At 36.2% G+C, this 16,568-nt stretch carries 15 protein-coding genes; 13 read left to right on the top strand and 2 right to left on the bottom strand.

Annotated features, from left to right (window positions below; genetic code table 11):
- Positions 1-59: 59 nt before the first annotated feature.
- The 5 genes from mutS to spoVK all read left to right on the top strand — a co-directional run bounded on the left by mutS (position 60) and on the right by spoVK (position 7,786).
- Positions 60-2,666: a DNA mismatch repair protein MutS gene (gene mutS / locus PY093_RS00075; RefSeq protein ID WP_275643817.1), complete on the top strand. Its 2,607-nt coding sequence runs from the start codon at positions 60-62 to the stop codon at positions 2,664-2,666.
- 24 nt (positions 2,667-2,690) lie between these two features.
- The gene (gene mutL, locus PY093_RS00070; RefSeq protein ID WP_275643816.1) at positions 2,691-4,565 is read left to right on the top strand and encodes a DNA mismatch repair endonuclease MutL; all 1,875 of its coding nucleotides are present in this window, start codon (positions 2,691-2,693) and stop codon (positions 4,563-4,565) included.
- 334 nt (positions 4,566-4,899) lie between these two features.
- A complete protein-coding gene (gene miaA, locus PY093_RS00065) occupies positions 4,900-5,853 on the top strand; it encodes a tRNA (adenosine(37)-N6)-dimethylallyltransferase MiaA (RefSeq protein ID WP_275643815.1) in 954 nt (317 codons plus the stop codon).
- 42 nt (positions 5,854-5,895) lie between these two features.
- Positions 5,896-6,120, top strand: coding sequence for an RNA chaperone Hfq (gene hfq, locus PY093_RS00060; RefSeq protein ID WP_275643814.1), 225 nt, complete (start codon positions 5,896-5,898; stop codon positions 6,118-6,120).
- 736 nt (positions 6,121-6,856) lie between these two features.
- Positions 6,857-7,786, top strand: a complete 930-nt coding sequence (gene spoVK, locus PY093_RS00055; RefSeq protein WP_275644172.1) for a stage V sporulation protein K — start codon at positions 6,857-6,859, stop codon at positions 7,784-7,786.
- A gap of 99 nt (positions 7,787-7,885) precedes the next feature.
- Here spoVK and PY093_RS00050 read toward each other — a convergent pair whose 3' ends face one another.
- The gene (locus PY093_RS00050; RefSeq protein ID WP_275643813.1) at positions 7,886-8,515 is read right to left on the bottom strand and encodes a trimeric intracellular cation channel family protein; all 630 of its coding nucleotides are present in this window, start codon (positions 8,513-8,515) and stop codon (positions 7,886-7,888) included.
- Between the two features lie 179 nt (positions 8,516-8,694).
- Between PY093_RS00050 and hflX the strand changes: the two genes are divergently transcribed.
- The 4 genes from hflX to glnA all read left to right on the top strand — a co-directional run bounded on the left by hflX (position 8,695) and on the right by glnA (position 13,162).
- A complete protein-coding gene (hflX, locus tag PY093_RS00045; protein WP_481769255.1) occupies positions 8,695-9,960 on the top strand; it encodes a GTPase HflX in 1,266 nt (421 codons plus the stop codon).
- 11 nt (positions 9,961-9,971) lie between these two features.
- Positions 9,972-11,252 (top strand): methionine gamma-lyase family protein, encoded by a 1,281-nt coding sequence (locus PY093_RS00040; protein WP_275643812.1) that lies wholly within the window; start codon positions 9,972-9,974, stop codon positions 11,250-11,252.
- Between the two features lie 121 nt (positions 11,253-11,373).
- Positions 11,374-11,772 carry a MerR family transcriptional regulator gene (locus PY093_RS00035; RefSeq protein ID WP_275643811.1) on the top strand — a complete coding sequence of 133 codons (399 nt, stop codon included), beginning with the start codon at positions 11,374-11,376 and terminating at the stop codon, positions 11,770-11,772.
- 55 nt (positions 11,773-11,827) lie between these two features.
- Positions 11,828-13,162, top strand: a complete 1,335-nt coding sequence (gene glnA, locus PY093_RS00030; protein WP_275643810.1) for a type I glutamate--ammonia ligase — start codon at positions 11,828-11,830, stop codon at positions 13,160-13,162.
- A 176-nt stretch (positions 13,163-13,338) separates the two neighbouring features.
- Here glnA and lexA read toward each other — a convergent pair whose 3' ends face one another.
- Positions 13,339-13,962 carry a transcriptional repressor LexA gene (gene lexA, locus PY093_RS00025; protein WP_275643809.1) on the bottom strand — a complete coding sequence of 208 codons (624 nt, stop codon included), beginning with the start codon at positions 13,960-13,962 and terminating at the stop codon, positions 13,339-13,341.
- 161 nt (positions 13,963-14,123) lie between these two features.
- Here lexA and yneA point away from each other — a divergent pair, with 161 nt between their 5' ends.
- The 4 genes from yneA to PY093_RS00005 all read left to right on the top strand — a co-directional run.
- Entirely contained in the window at positions 14,124-14,450 is a 327-nt protein-coding gene (yneA, locus tag PY093_RS00020) for a cell division suppressor protein YneA (RefSeq protein WP_275643808.1), read from the top strand.
- Between the two features lie 2 nt (positions 14,451-14,452).
- Positions 14,453-15,106 (top strand): YneB family resolvase-like protein, encoded by a 654-nt coding sequence (locus PY093_RS00015; RefSeq protein ID WP_275643807.1) that lies wholly within the window; start codon positions 14,453-14,455, stop codon positions 15,104-15,106.
- A 66-nt stretch (positions 15,107-15,172) separates the two neighbouring features.
- Entirely contained in the window at positions 15,173-15,406 is a 234-nt protein-coding gene (locus PY093_RS00010; RefSeq protein ID WP_275643806.1) for a DUF896 domain-containing protein, read from the top strand.
- 475 nt (positions 15,407-15,881) lie between these two features.
- Positions 15,882-16,568 (top strand): reverse transcriptase domain-containing protein (locus PY093_RS00005; protein ID WP_275643805.1); only part of this gene is annotated, 687 nt, incomplete at its 3' end.

Here is a 16,568-nt window from a genome sequence, read left to right as displayed (position 1 = left end):
TATATTTATGTTATAATATATCATATAAAAAATGACTTGTAGATTTTTGGGGGATTAGGATGGCAGAGTATACGCCTATGATAAAGCAATACTTAACAATTAAGGCAGATTATCCAGATGCCTTTTTATTTTTTCGTCTTGGAGATTTTTATGAGATGTTCTTTGAGGATGCAATTAATGCTTCTGGGGAATTAGAGATAACACTTACTAGTAGAGATGGTGGTAGTGAAGATAGAATTCCAATGTGCGGGGTTCCCCATCATGCTGCAAGGGGATATATTGAACAACTTGTTGAAAGAGGTTATAAAGTTGCTATATGTGAACAAACGGAAGATCCTAAACAAGCTAAAGGTGTTGTGAGAAGAGAGGTAGTACAGCTTATAACACCAGGAACAATGATGGAGGGCAAAGGACTTCAAGATAAGGAAAATAACTTCCTTGCTGCACTTACTTATTTTGAAAATAAATCCTTTGGTATAGCTTTTAATGATTTAACGACTGGTGAAAGTCTAGTTACTCTTCTCGGCAATCATATTGATGAAGTAATTAGTGAAATTTACTTAAATGGTGTCAAGGAGGTTGTTGTAGCTTCTACTTTAGATGAAAGTGTCAAGAAAAAGCTTATTGAGCGTTGTAATGTAACAATTTCGATCGAGGATGAAACAACAATTCCGGCCAATTTTCAAAAATTGATGGAACACCTTGAACAAGATTCATTAGTCGTTATTTTCGGACGTCTTTTAAACTATTTACAAAAGACACAAAAACGAAGCTTAGATCATTTACAGCCTGTTCAATCATATAATGTAAACCAATTTATGAAAATTGACCTCCACTCAAAACGAAACCTTGAATTAACAGAAACCATTCGCTCGAAGGGAAAAAAAGGGTCGTTGTTATGGTTACTAGATTCTACGATGACTGCAATGGGTGGACGCCTATTAAAGCAATGGATTGATAGACCTTTAATAAATAAGAATGAAATTAATAATCGCTTAGACATGGTAGAGACATTAATAAATCAATTTTTCGAGAGACAAGAATTAAGAGAGTTGTTAAAGGAAGTATATGATCTAGAAAGACTGGCTGGTAGAGTGGCTTTTGGAAATGTGAACGCTAGAGATTTAATTCAATTAAAAAAGTCGTTACTGCAAGTACCAATCATACAAAAGGTTATTTTAGGGATTGAGCATCAATATGCAGCTTCCTTATCAAACAAACTTGATGGCTGTGACAGCCTGATGACACTTTTGGAGCAAGCAATTGAAGAGAATCCCCCGTTATCAATAAAAGATGGCGGTATCATCAAAGACGGCTTTAATGAAACATTAGACCAATACCGCGATGCAAGTAGAAATGGAAAGACCTGGATTGCAGCTCTTGAAAAGCAAGAGCGTGAAAGAACAGGAATTAAAACATTAAAGATCGGATATAACAGAGTGTTTGGTTACTTTATTGAGGTGACAAGAGCCAATATACATCTACTTCCTGAAGGGCTTTATGAGCGAAAACAAACATTATCTAATGCTGAACGCTATATCACTCCTGAATTAAAAGAAAAGGAATCATTGATCCTTGAAGCACAAGAAAAGATTATTGAGTTAGAGTACAATATATTTGCTGATATTCGTGAAACGGTTAAGAAATATATTTCTAGACTACAAGACTTAGCGAAAATTATTAGCGAACTTGATGTGTTACAATGCTTTGCAACAGTTAGTGAAGAGCGACACTATTCGAAACCAACATTTACAAATGGAGATATTTTTATTAAAGATGGTAGACATCCTGTTGTTGAAAAGGTCATGAATGCACAGGAATATGTACCTAATGATTGTGTCATGAATGACACTAGAAATATGCTGCTTATAACAGGTCCGAATATGTCGGGTAAAAGTACGTATATGAGACAGTTGGCATTAACTACAATCCTTGCTCAAGTCGGTTGTTTTGTTCCTGCAGCTGAAGCTGAACTACCGATTTTTGATCAAGTATTTACACGAATAGGTGCTGCGGATGATTTAATTTCAGGTCAAAGTACGTTTATGGTAGAAATGCTAGAAGCAAAGAATGCGATTGTAAATGCAACTGAGAGAAGCTTAGTGCTATTTGACGAAATTGGCCGTGGAACATCTACCTATGATGGAATGGCCTTAGCTCAAGCTATTATTGAATATATTCACGACAATATTGGTGCAAAGACACTTTTTTCAACTCATTACCATGAATTAACGATTCTTGATCAAGAATTAATGAGTTTAAATAATATCCATGTTAGTGCAATCGAAGATAACGGAAAGGTTGTTTTTCTTCATAAGATAAAAGAAGGTGCGGCAGATAAAAGTTATGGTATTCATGTTGCTGAGCTTTCGGAGCTACCAAGTAGTTTGATTGCTAGAGCGAGAGAAATTCTTGAAAGACTCGAACATAACAGTAAAACAATGTCAGCTCCTGAGCAGAAACAAACAAATAATAGTGTACAAGCTAATGCGCAATTATCATTCTTTGAAGTGGCCCAACCAAAGTTGATTAAAGAGGATACTCCTGGTATACCAAAAAAGGATAAACAAATACTTGATGCTATAAAGTCACTTGATCTTTTGGATATGACACCACTAGATGCAATGAATAAGCTTTATGAAATTCAAAAAAGGCTAAAACCGTAGATTAGAAGAAAGGTGGTTGTACGGATGGGGAAAATTATTAAGCTTAATGACCAGCTTTCGAATAAAATTGCAGCAGGTGAAGTTGTCGAACGTCCGGCATCTGTTGTAAAAGAGTTAGTTGAAAATGCTATTGATGCAAACAGTACGATTATTGAGGTCGAAGTTGAAGAAGCGGGACTTGCCAAAATAAGAATTATTGATAATGGCGACGGAATTGAAGAAGATGACTGTCTTAATGCGTTTCATCGTCATGCCACTAGTAAAATTAAAGACGAGAACGATTTGTTTCGAATTCGGACACTTGGTTTTAGAGGTGAGGCCCTACCGAGTATAGCGTCTGTTTCAGAGCTTGACATGAAAACGAGTACTGGAGAAAGTTCTGGTACGCAGCTTATTTTAAAAGGCGGAGAAATAATAAAGCATGTACGGACAAATAGCAGAAAAGGTACAGATCTTACTATTTCAAATCTATTTTTTAACACGCCTGCTCGGTTAAAGTATATGAAAACCATTCACACAGAATTAGGAAATATTACTGATATAATCAATCGAATTGCCATGGCACATCCATCAATATCATTTAGATTGTCACATAATGGCAAAAGAATGCTATATACAACGGGTAATGGCGATGTTTTACAAGTAATAGCAGCTATCTATGGATTTTCCATCGCAAAAAAAATGATCCCATTAGACTTGCAATCACTAGATTTTAAAGTAAATGGGTATGTATCACTTCCGGAAGTGACTCGTGCTTCAAGAAACTATATGTCGACGATCATTAATGGTAGGTTTATTAAAAATTACTCACTTTCTAAAGCGGTGCAACAAGGTTACCATACGTTATTGCCTATAGGCAGATATCCAATCGCCTTTTTAGAAATTCAAATGGACCCATTGATCGTCGATGTAAACGTACATCCAGCTAAGCTTGAAGTAAGGATTAGTAAGGAAGTTGAATTAAATGAGTTAATTGAAACAGGAATTAAAGCTGTATTTAAACAAAAGCAGTTAATTCCGGATGTTGCACCTAAGAAGAAGGCGTCTGCCGTGCTAGAACAACAGCGTTTTACATTTGAACATCAAAATAGACAAACAGAAATGGTAGTAGCTCCATCTAATCTTAATGCTTTTGTAATTCGAGAGGAAGAATCATTGGAGCCCGAGGTAGAAGAAGCGGAAATATTCAAGTATACTACTGTGGCAACCCACAATAAGCCAATTGAAGATCTGAAGCTTCCTACTGAACCTATAATGGAAGAAGAAAGACTAGAAACGGATATACAAAAAATTGACTCGGGTATGAATATTGAAGATCGAATTCCTCCGCTGTATCCGATAGGGCAAATGCATGGAACGTATATTCTAGCACAAAATGATGACGGACTTTATATTATAGATCAACATGCGGCCCAAGAAAGAATTAAATATGAATATTTTCGAGAAAAGGTTGGTCAGGTTATTTCAGAGGTACAGGAGTTGTTAGTGCCAATCACACTGGAATATTCTACGAACGAAAGTATTCTGATCTCAGAAAACATTGAAGAACTAGCAAAAGTGGGGATTTTTTTAGAAGTGTTTGGTCACAATAGCTTTATTGTTCGGTCCCATCCCCAGTGGTTTCCAGCTGGAGAAGAAGTATTAATCATAGAGGAAATGATAGAGCAAGTGTTAATTTTAAAGAAAGTGGATATAAAAAAACTTCGGGAAGAAGCTGCCATTATGATGAGTTGCAAGGCTTCAATTAAAGCAAATCACTATCTGAAGAATGAAGAAATATTTGCTCTGCTTGAGGCTTTAAGGAAAACTTCTGATCCTTTTACATGTCCTCATGGACGACCAATCATCATTCATTACTCAACCTATGAGATGGAAAAAATGTTTAAACGCGTTATGTAATCGGCTCAGAGCCAGAGGAAAATGATTAATTCATTTTTAGGGGCAAATCTCCCCCTATTAATCGCATGTATGTAATAGAAGAGCTCTTTATGGGCTCTTTTTTCTTGTTAAGGAATTTATAAAATTGTAAGGTTGCTCGATTTAGATAATCACTAAACAGCGACCTATGAATTTTTTTATTGAGGAATTGATATTTTTTAACGGTTTATGGATATAATAATTTGGTGTTAGCATTTTTGCTATTAGAAATAATATTTACATAATACTATTAAATTATAGTGTTACAATATGATACGATAGCAGTACTTAATAGTATGAAAGTAGTGATGATTTTTTGGGAGAGAAAGATAAAGGAAAATTAGTGGTTCTTATTGGTCCCACTGCTGTCGGAAAGACAAAACTTAGTATTGAATTAGCTAAAAAGCTTGGTGGAGAAATAATAAGTGGAGATTCGATGCAGGTATATAGAGGCATGGATATAGGTACTGCCAAGATACAGAAAGAAGAAATGGATGGAATACCCCACCATTTAATAGATATTAAAGATCCAACAGATAGTTTTTCCGTAGCTGAGTTTCAGCTAATAGTAAGGGAACGTATTGATGAAATACATCGGCGTGGGTGTTTGCCGATGATTGTAGGTGGAACAGGTCTATATATACAATCAGTCATTTATGATTATCAATTTACTGAGAATACCTCAGATCCTGAATACAGTGATAGCTTAGAAGCTATTGCAGCAACTGAGGGTGTTCTCGCTGTACATAATATGTTACGTGAAATTGATCCGGAAAGTGCAGATCGAATACATCCTAATAATATACGAAGAGTTATTAGAGCGTTAGAAATTTTCCGTAGTTCTGGTTTAACGATGGGTCAGTACCAGGAAAAGCAAGAAACCGAGTTAGTATACGATACTGTACTTATCGGTTTGACAATGGAAAGAGACATACTTTACGACAGGATAAACTTACGGGTGGACCATATGATTGATAACGGTCTTCTAGAAGAAGTATCAGCTTTATACAATAAGGGAGTAAAAGAATGCCAATCAATACAGGCAATTGGCTATAAAGAAATTTATGAATATTTAGATGGAAAAATATCTTTGGCAGAAGCTACCCAACAGTTAAAACAAAACTCCAGAAGATACGCAAAGAGGCAATTAACATGGTTTAGAAATAAAATGAATGTAAGATGGTTTGATATGACCGAAGCAAATCAAGGGAGATTTAATCAAATGTTAGATGAAATTTTAAAATATATAGCAGGAAAGCTTAAGATTTAATCGAATACTAATCAGTATAGAGAATAGAGGAGGACGACGAACATGAAACAAGCAATCAATATTCAAGATCAATTTTTAAACCAACTTCGTAAGGACAATACTTTTGTAACTGTTTTCTTATTAAATGGCTTCCAACTACGTGGGTTAATAAAAGGATTTGATAATTTCACAGTTCTTTTAGAGACTGAAGGAAAACAACAACTTATTTACAAACATGCAATCTCAACATTTTCACCACAAAAGAACATCCAGTTAGATTTAGAATAAACTAATCTATTTCACAAACAGCCTTTAAAAACAGGCTGTTTTTTTTGTTAAGGAATTTATAAAATTGTAAGTTTGTGTATAACTTCGTGTCTTTGTCTATCTACGTCTAGCTCCAGGTGCCATCGGCTCTATGGTATAAGCCAATCCCTTCCCGAAGGCAAAAAACGCCTTCAGTCAGGGCTAGTCTTATGCTTGACTTGTACAGGATGTGCTGATGTCGATGTTCGCCACAGGACGTGGCGGGTTTTAATCGACGCGCCGATAGGCGGGCGCCCTGCGCTTTTCTTGAAAGATAAGAAAGTATAAAAGTTTGTACCTAGTTTTAGTGTCTAGCTCCGGGCGCCATCGGCTCGAGGTCATAAGCCAATCCGTCTGAAAGGTCAAAGAACAACCTTCCAGACGGCTCGTCTTATGCTTGTCGCCGATAAGCGGGCGCCCTGCGCTTTTCTTATTTAGTATAGGAAAAAGCGATATTATTAAATATAACCCTCATAAAAGTAGCAAAAAGTTTATATGTTGTAGAAGGAAAAATATTTCTTGGGAAACCGCATGTTTAGACAAAAAACTAGCAGTTGTTGGTGAAATAAGTATGATTTTGATGAAATAAGAAAAATGATGAATTTTTAATATAAGGCATTTGCCTATGATATTATTTAGGCTTTTGTCACAAATGTTAAATAATGGGCGTATAATGGTATAGAATGAGAGGTGAGAGCTTTTGGATCAACCAATTACAATGAAAAACAATGGACAGATAAATGTGATTTTAAATGGCCAAAAGAAGAAGCTAAAAGTGTTAAATTCCTCCTCAAATGAAATAGTTCCAATGAAAACCAGTACCAAGCATTCTGCACTTAAAGAAATCGAAGAAGAAATGAGTGCTTTGATCGGTATGGATGAAATGAAACGGGTGGTTAAAGAAATATACGCATGGCTCTATGTAAATAAAAAACGTGAAGAACAAGGATTAAAGGCAGGAAAGCAAGCTCTTCATATGATGTTTAAAGGAAACCCTGGAACGGGAAAAACAACAGTTGCTAGACTATTAGGTAAGTTATTTTTACAAATGAATGTATTGTCAAAGGGTCATTTAATTGAAGCAGAACGAGCTGACTTAGTAGGTGAATACATCGGCCATACCGCTCAAAAAACACGTGATCTAATAAAAAAAGCGCTTGGTGGAATTTTGTTTATTGATGAGGCTTACTCCCTGGCAAGAGGTGGGGAAAAGGACTTTGGTAAGGAAGCGATCGATACACTTGTAAAGCATATGGAGGATAAACAACACGAGTTTGTGTTAATACTTGCTGGTTACTCAAAAGAAATGGATCACTTTTTATCCTTAAACCCAGGACTTTATTCAAGATTCCCGCTTGTAGTAGATTTTCCTGATTATACAGTGGAACAATTATTAGAGATAGCTAAACGAATGATGGATGAAAGAGAATATATATTCAGTAAAGAGGCAGAGTGGAAGTTAAGGGATCATTTGTATACAATCAGAAATGATACCAGCGTATCAACATTTAGCAATGGTCGCTATATTAGAAATATTATTGAAAAATCAATTCGTACTCAAGCAATGAGACTATTAATTAATGAGACAGATGATCGAGAAGAGCTCATGACAATAAAAAACCAAGATTTAGTATTTCATGACTTATAAAGTTATTAGTTATATGGAGACATTAAAAACAGTAAGAAAAAGGTGTTGATTCCTCCTTTTTCTTACCGTTTCTATAAAAAATAAATTTTCTGTGTAGTTTTATAGATTATGATTTTGATAGGTTTTAGTTCGCTTAAAAGCTCTGTTTGGCAATTTCCATTTGTAAATGTATGAAAGCATTCGCAGTGCCACGATTACTATAAACAGTGTATAAAGTTCAAAAGGAGAATTGGCAAATCCTAAACCGACAATTAATCCAGCAAGAATTGCCCAGAATCCATAAATTTCTGAACGTAGTACAAGTGGCTTACGACCGGCGAGTAGATCTCTGATAATACCTCCACCACTTCCAGTTAAAACCGCTGCAACTACAATTGCGCTGATAGGATGGTTCATATTTGATGCAAACAGTGCTCCCTGAATAGCAAATGCAGCTAGGCCGATAGCATCAAAGAAGTTTCCCCACCTTTTCCACTGTTTTAATAATCCATTTGGAAAAAGGAAAACTGCTGTCATTGCAAGTAAAGCTACTTGAAAGAGACTACCTTGATCCCAAAGTGCTGATACTGGGACACCGATAAACAAATTACGAATAGCCCCACCACCAAACGCTGTAACAATTCCTAAAATATAAATACCTAATATATCATATTCTTCTTCCATAGCTACAATGGCTCCACTAATTGCAAATGCAACGGTTCCAATAACACTTAGGACATCCCATGTCATCTTGTATTTTCCTCTCTGTCCTGTCATTAAATGATGAAGTACCACCCTAAAATTTTAGCTACTTTGCTGCAAGAAAGCAACAGTTTAAGAAATAATATAGAAAATTAGAGTATTATCATTAATTTTGTTAATATAGCTATAGATAAGACTTTGACTTTTTTATGAAAGAAGGAACGGTATTGAATAATATTGAGAAAAATTCGTTAGAAAAAGCAATATTAGTAGGTTGTCAATTACCTGGTGATGATGATACTCGCTTTGAATATTCTCTTGATGAATTAAAATCATTAACTAAGACTGCAAAGGGTCAGGTTGTTTCTGAATTGTCCCAGAAACGGGAAAAACGACATCCAGCAACATACATAGGAAAAGGTAAGGTTGAGGAACTTGTTTCCCTTGAAGCTGAGCTTGAACCAGATGTCATTATTTTTAATGATGAGCTTTCGCCAAGTCAGGTTCGTAATTTATCTGAAAAGCTACAAGCGCGTGTGATTGATCGTACCCAGCTGATTTTAGATATATTTGCATCCAGGGCCAATTCGAAAGAGGGTAAGCTTCAAGTTGAGTTAGCACAGCTAAAATATTTATTACCACGTCTTATAGGAAAGGGGCTTCAGCTTTCCCGATTAGCAGGGGGTATTGGAACAAGAGGACCAGGTGAAACAAAACTCGAAAGCGATCGTCGACATATTCATAGACGTATTGATGATATTAAACATCAGCTTAAGGTTATTGTCGAGCACAGGGAGCGTTATCGTGAACGCAGAAAGAAGAATAATGCCCTTCAAATAGCGTTAGTTGGTTATACGAATGCCGGGAAATCTACTTTATTTAATCGAATCACTGAAGCGGGTACGTTTGAAGAGAATTTACTTTTCGCAACACTTGATCCAATGACTAAAAAAATGATTTTGCCTTGTGGTTTAACGACTTTATTAACCGATACTGTCGGTTTTATACAGGACCTACCGACGACTCTAATTGCAGCATTCCGTTCAACTCTAGAAGAAGTGAAAGAAGCTGACCTTATTCTTCATGTTGTTGATTCTGCAAATCCTGATTATTTTAATCATGAAAAAACAGTGTATGATCTTTTAAATGATCTAGGAATTGAGGGTATTCCAATTTTAACTGTTTATAATAAAGCTGATAAGAAACACCATGAATTTGTTCCGAGTTCAACAACTGATTCAGTTGTTATAAGCGCTTTTGAACGAAATGATATTCTTACGTTAAAACGACAAATCGAAGATGAAATGATCATAACGATGAATGAATATCGTGTTTCTTTGCCAAGCACTGAGGGTAAATTACTTTCGAGTTTAAAAACAGATACAATACTAAAAGATTTACATTATAATGATGATACTGAAACTTATGAATGTATGGGTTTTATTCTACCAAGTCATTCGTTATCAGGGCAACTAAGACATTTTCAAGCATAAAGGAGAACAAAATGTTTAGTCAACTAAATAATGGGGAAGTTTTATCTAAGCTAGTTGTAAAAGTCGAAGCGCAAATCGCTGGTATCCATAAGGAAATTGATCAAAGGATAGATAATAACCAATACCGAGTATTGCAAAGCTATCAGAAATATCAAGTAAGCGATTCACACTTCATTCCGTCAACCGGGTATGGTTATGATGATATGGGCAGAGATACACTTGAAAAAATATATGCAGATGTCTTTGGTGGTGAAGCAGCGCTAGTTCGTCCGCAAATAATTTCAGGAACCCATGCCATTTCAATAGCGTTATTTGGGATTCTAAGACCAAATGATGAGCTGCTCTATATTACTGGGAAACCATATGATACGTTGGAAGAAATAGTCGGAATACGCGGTTCGGGTGTGGGTTCCTTAAAAGATTTTAATATTGGATATAACACAGTTGAATTAATCGATAATGGAAATATAGACTATGAAGAAATAAGAAGATCAATTCATGAGCAAACAAAAATGATTGGTATTCAACGTTCAAAAGGATATGCTACGAGACCGTCATTTACTATAAATCAAATGAAAGAAATGATTGCGTTTGTTAAAGAAATAAACCCTAATATAATTGTGTTTGTGGATAATTGTTATGGTGAATTTGTTGAGGATATTGAACCGTGTCATGTTGGTGCAGATTTAATCGCGGGTTCACTTATTAAAAATCCAGGTGGGGGACTTGCGAAAACTGGCGGATATATTGTAGGGAAAAAAGATTATGTAAAAGCGTGTTCCTACCGAATGACATCTCCAGGAATAGGGGCAGAAGCGGGAGCTTCTTTGTATAGCCTACAAGAAATGTACCAAGGATTTTTCCTGGCTCCCCATATTGTTGGACAAGCCCTTAAAGGTGCTGTATTTACATCTGCAATACTCGAGGAGATGGGTTTAAACACAAATCCAAAGTGGAATGGTCCACGTACTGATTTAATCCAATCAGTTCAATTTGATGATAAAGACCTGATGATTGCCTTTTGTCAATCAATTCAATACACTTCCCCAATTAATTCACATGTAACACCATACCCTGCCTATATGCCAGGATATGAAGACGATGTTATTATGGCTGCTGGGACTTTCATCCAAGGTGCTAGTATTGAATTGACAGCAGACGGACCGTTAAGACCACCGTATGTGGCTTATGTACAAGGTGGATTAACCTATTCACACGTGAAAATATCAATATGTATAGCATTAGACCAATTAATTACAAAGAATCTAATAAAAGTAGGAAAACAAGGATAACATTTAGTTATCCTTGTTTATTTTTAAAATTTTAATGTTATATTTCCTCACGTAATATTGACAGGTAAACTAACATGAGTTATAGTAGTTTTATAAGTTAGTAAATAAAGGAGGCGCTGCATTGAGTGACAACATAAGACGTACCATGCCATTGTTTCCGATTGGAATAGTGATGCAATTAACAGAGTTGTCTGCTCGGCAAATCCGCTATTATGAAGAGAATGGATTAGTTTTTCCGGCTCGAACAGAGGGTAATCGAAGGATGTTTTCATTCAATGACGTCGATCGGCTTTTAGAAATTAAGAAGTTGATTGAACAAGGGGTAAATTTAGCTGGAATTAAACAACTATTTGCGGTTAAACAAGAAGCAGAACTTATTAAGGAAACGCCAGCCGCTCCAGTCAAAAAAGACTTGACAGATAATGAATTGAGACGATTGTTAAAAGCAGAGCTCATTGATGCAGGAAGATTTAATAAATCAACCTTAAGACAAGGGGACATTTCAAGATTTTTTCATTAAAATCACGATTAGTGTAATATCACTAAATAAAATTATTTCGGGGAGGACATTGTTTATGTCTAAGTTTTCTAAAGAAGATATTTTTCGTATTGTGAAAGAAGAAAATGTGAAGTATATCCGTTTACAATTTACTGATATTTTAGGCACAATTAAAAACGTTGAAATACCTGTAAGTCAGTTAGAAAAAGCATTAGATAATAAAATGATGTTTGATGGTTCTTCTATTGAAGGCTTCGTACGTATTGAAGAATCAGATATGTATCTTTTCCCAGACTTAGATACATGGGTAATTTTCCCTTGGACTGCAGAAAAAGGAAAAGTCGCTCGTTTAATATGTGATATCTATAACTCAGATGGAACTCCATTTGATGGTGACCCTCGTACTAATTTAAAGAGAGTCTTAAAAGAGATGGAAGAATTAGGATTCACGGATTTCAACCTTGGGCCAGAGCCTGAATTCTTCTTATTTAAACTAGATGAAAAAGGCGAGCCGACTTTAGAGCTAAATGATAGTGGAGGATATTTTGACTTAGCGCCAATGGATTTAGGTGAGAACTGTCGTCGTGATATCGTACTTGAACTAGAAGAAATGGGCTTTGAAGTAGAAGCTTCACATCATGAAGTTGCTCCAGGTCAACATGAAATTGATTTTAAGTATGCGAGCGCATTAAAGGCTTGTGATGATATTCAAACGTTTAAATTGGTAGTAAAAACAATTGCACGTAAGCATGGTCTGCACGCAACCTTTATGCCCAAACCACTATTTGGGGTAAATGGATCTGGTATGCACTGTAATTTATCATTATTTACTAATGGGAAAAATGCTTTCTACGACACTAACAACGAGCTAGAATTAAGTGATGTGGCGAGACAATTTATCGCTGGAATTATTAACCATGCGCCTAATTTTACGGCTGTTACTAACCCGACAGTTAACTCTTATAAACGTTTGGTTCCTGGATATGAGGCTCCTTGTTATGTGGCATGGTCAGCGCGTAACAGAAGTCCGTTAATTCGTATACCTGCTTCACGTGGACTAAGTACTCGTGTAGAGGTTAGAAGTGTTGATCCTGCAGCAAATCCTTACTTAGCAATGGCTGTTCTACTAGCGGCTGGACTAGATGGAATTAAAAACAAATTAACTCCTCCAGCTCCAATAGATCGTAACATTTACGTCATGAACAAAGCAGAACGACTAGAAGCTGGAATCGTTGATTTACCTGCAACATTAGCTCAGGCACTGGATCTATTTAAGGCAGATGAAATTATTGTTAATGCTCTAGGGGAACACTTGGCTGAACACTTTGTTGAAGCGAAAGAAATTGAGTGGGATATGTTCCGCACACAAGTTCATCCTTGGGAACGCGAGCAATATATGTCAATGTATTAAAAAGCCAAAACCTTATCACTTTTTCAGTGGTAAGGTTTTTTAGGGTTATAAAAAAGCAATTTGGGCAAATGTCCCAAATTGCTGTGTGAAATTTATGAAAGTATAAAATTTTATACCTAGTTATGGCGTCTAGCTCCGGGTGTTTAGCGCTTTTTTATTAGTACCCCAAATTCATTCTAATGTACAGTTCGGTAAACACCTATAACTTTGCCTAATATTGAAACATTACGTAGGATAATTGGTTCCATGCTTGAATTTTCTGGTTGTAATCGAATATAATCTTTCTCCTTAAAGAAGCGTTTTACAGTTGCTTCATCATCTTCGGTCATAGCCACGACAATATCCCCATTATTTGCTGTTTGTTGTTGCCTTACGATAACTAAATCTCCATTAAGTATTCCAGCTTCAATCATACTTTCTCCCATAATTTCAAGCATGAAAACATTGTCGTCTGGAGAAACAAACCTGTCAGGTAGAGGGAAGTATTCCTCCACGTTTTCAATGGCAGTAATGGGGTGCCCAGCAGTAACTTTACCGATAATAGGTACATTTATCACCTCACTGCGAGGTATATGGCTAGTAGAATCGATTTCTAATATTTCAATTGCACGCGGTTTAGTAGGATCTCTTCGAATGAGTCCTTTACTTTCGAGTCTAGATAAATGGCCATGTACAGTTGAACTGGAAGCCAGTCCAACAGCTTCCCCTATCTCACGGACAGAAGGTGGATAACCTTTCGCTTTCACTTCGTCTTTAATAAAATTTAAGATATCCTGTTGTCTTTTTGATATTTTCGTCATTTTCGTTGCACCTCGAATCTTCCTAATATTTAACTAGATTATAGCATGATTTTCCTATTTGTACAAACATAAGTTCGAAAAAAGATATTGACACGAAACATTTGTTCTTATTATAATAAAAGTGAGTAATGGGAACAAATATTCTTATTGGGGGTTTTTACATGAAACAAGGACAAGTATCAATCGTTTACTACATACTTTTTCTCATATTATTAATAACTATGACTTTAGCAATTAGCACAGGTGTTAATTATGAGAATGAAAATAAATACATTGTAATCACAATAACTAATGGTGACACGTTATGGGGTATTAATGAATCGTTTAAGAATCAACATAATCTTTCATTTAGTGAATTTGTCTCATGGGTTGAAAGTAAAAATAATGTTCAGCATGATAGTTTAAATCCTGGTGATAAATTATATGTTCCTATTAAAATGACAGATGATCTTAAAAATGTCCCTGCTTATGCAAGCAATGGGTACTGATAATGAAAGCTATAATCTATGCCAGAGTTAGTACAAACAAGAATACCCAGGAAGCGTCAATAGCAAGACAAATAGAGGAGCTGACTAAATTAGCAAATTTCTATAAGATGGACGTTATAAAGGTGATTGAAGAAAAGGAAAGTGGATATGAAGTAGATCGAGACGGCATACTAGATTTATTATCTACATTAAAATCCGAAGAGGTGGAGGCTGTTCTAATTCAAGATGAAACAAGATTGGGTCGTGGGAATGCAAGGATTGCTATCCTACGGTGTATCTATAAAACAAATGTAAAGATATTTACAATTAGCAACCACGGTGAATTGCAGCTTTCTGAAACGGACTCCATGGTACTAGATATAGTAAGTATCGTCGAAGAATATCAACGCAAAATCCATAATGTTAAAATACGAAGAGGTATGAATAGAGCCATTAAGAGGGGCTATCGCCCGGAAAAAAATTTTCCCCATCTTCCTCATGATCGATCGGGTCGTGAAAAGCTTGATATTCCTGTTGAAGAGATTGTAAAGTTAAGAGAAAAAGATTTAACATTTTCAGAAATAGCATCCACATTAAGAGGGCTCGGATACAATGTTTCTAAAGCGACTGTACATAGAAGGTATAAAGAATTTATACTAAAGACGGATAACTTGTAATATGGACTCCTTTTTAGTAACATATTTTATTATATTGACTTAAGAAGTAAAAGGAGTCCTATTATAATGCTATCAAAAGATAAAATTGCTCGAATTAATGAGCTTTCAAGAAAATCAAAAAGCGAAGGCTTATCTGCAGAAGAAACAAATGAGCAACAAAGACTACGTCAAGAATATCTTCAAACGTTTAAGAGTTCAATGACTGATACCCTTCATAATGTGAAAATTGTTGATTCAACGGGTGCTGATGTTACACCTGAAAAATTAAAAAAGAGTAAGATCAGAAAACGGATGAATTAAACACGATCCCAAGAATACATAAAAAGATTATGTATTCTTTTTGTGCGCCCTGCATGGGTGAATACTCGGTGGTGAAAGTCCACTACAGGCTTGGCAGTAGGAACTGTTAGCGAAAGACAAGGTGGCTATCGTGAGGTAGTGGCTGAAGGAAGTCGGACGCAAACTCCTGAACTGACGAACAGAAACTAGATATAAGGCTGAATTAGGTCGGATAAGGTTGCAAGACAAACTGAAGTCCAATACTGCTCGAAACCTATACAGTAAATCTAGCAGTTACATGGGAGGAAAGTATTCACTCTTACCAGGGGAGGTCTTACGAGGGCACAGTGCAAGTTAAGTGATAACGAACCAGTGCAATCTTCATGGTGACATGAGGATGAATCGTAAGAAGTCAGCCGAGGTCATAGTAGCGTTCGCTGACAGGACGTGAAGGACTGAACAATAATAATTTTGAGGATACAAGGAGGTGTGGAAATTGCGACAACCGCAGAAAACAGGGAAACCTGGCTACCGTCAGAGAGATAATGTGGAACATGAAGAGTATAACGGAGTGCATAGTAATTTCCATGGTGAACTGAACAATCAAAATGGTGTAAATCTGTATGAGAGAATTCTTACAAGGAATAATCTCAATCAAGCCTACCTCCAAGTTGTCAGAAATAAGGGAGCCGCAGGCGTAGACGGTATGACTTACGACCAGTTACTCCCGCACTTGAAGGAGCACAGGGAAGAGTTACTAACGAAATTACATGACGGAACTTATAGCCCACAACCCGTGTTGCGGGTTGAAATTCCAAAACCTAACGGTGGTGTAAGAAAATTAGGGATTCCAACTGTTATCGACCGGATGATTCAGCAAGCAATCAATCAAGTCTTACAACCAATATTTGACCCTACGTTCTCCGATAATAGCTTTGGGTTTCGTCCGAAGCGTAGTGCACACCAGGCTATCATACAAGCGAAGTCGTACTACGAGCAAGGGTACAGATACGTTGTAGATATGGATATGAAAGCTTATTTTGACACAGTGAACCACGATAAACTCATGTACTACATCGAGGAAAAGGTAAAAGATAAGCGTGTTTTACATCTTATCCGCCAATACCTCAAAAGCGGTATTATGGTAAACGGTTTAGTTCAAGCATCCAAAGAAGGAACTCCA

It is taken from the genome of Cytobacillus sp. S13-E01 (assembly GCF_029193815.1).
GTDB lineage: Bacteria > Bacillota > Bacilli > Bacillales > Bacillaceae_L > Bacillus_BV.
The sequence above is the reverse complement of the archived record's forward strand: the minus strand, read 5'-3'. Positions and strand labels throughout refer to the sequence as shown.

What these genes read in the sequence shown, in the direction of transcription:
- PY093_RS00040 (WP_275643812.1), top strand. Translation starts at nt 9,972, where the DNA reads ATGTTTAGTCAACTAAATAATGGGGAAGTTTTATCTAAGCTAGTTGTA.
- mutS (WP_275643817.1), top strand. Translation starts at nt 60, where the DNA reads ATGGCAGAGTATACGCCTATGATAAAGCAATACTTAACAATTAAGGCA.
- PY093_RS00050 (WP_275643813.1), bottom strand. Translation starts at nt 8,515, where the DNA reads ATGACATGGGATGTCCTAAGTGTTATTGGAACCGTTGCATTTGCAATT.
- spoVK (WP_275644172.1), top strand. Translation starts at nt 6,857, where the DNA reads ATGAAAAACAATGGACAGATAAATGTGATTTTAAATGGCCAAAAGAAG.
- glnA (WP_275643810.1), top strand. Translation starts at nt 11,828, where the DNA reads ATGTCTAAGTTTTCTAAAGAAGATATTTTTCGTATTGTGAAAGAAGAA.
- PY093_RS00010 (WP_275643806.1), top strand. Translation starts at nt 15,173, where the DNA reads ATGCTATCAAAAGATAAAATTGCTCGAATTAATGAGCTTTCAAGAAAA.
- yneA (WP_275643808.1), top strand. Translation starts at nt 14,124, where the DNA reads ATGAAACAAGGACAAGTATCAATCGTTTACTACATACTTTTTCTCATA.
- hfq (WP_275643814.1), top strand. Translation starts at nt 5,896, where the DNA reads ATGAAACAAGCAATCAATATTCAAGATCAATTTTTAAACCAACTTCGT.
- PY093_RS00015 (WP_275643807.1), top strand. Translation starts at nt 14,453, where the DNA reads ATGAAAGCTATAATCTATGCCAGAGTTAGTACAAACAAGAATACCCAG.
- mutL (WP_275643816.1), top strand. Translation starts at nt 2,691, where the DNA reads ATGGGGAAAATTATTAAGCTTAATGACCAGCTTTCGAATAAAATTGCA.
- lexA (WP_275643809.1), bottom strand. Translation starts at nt 13,962, where the DNA reads ATGACGAAAATATCAAAAAGACAACAGGATATCTTAAATTTTATTAAA.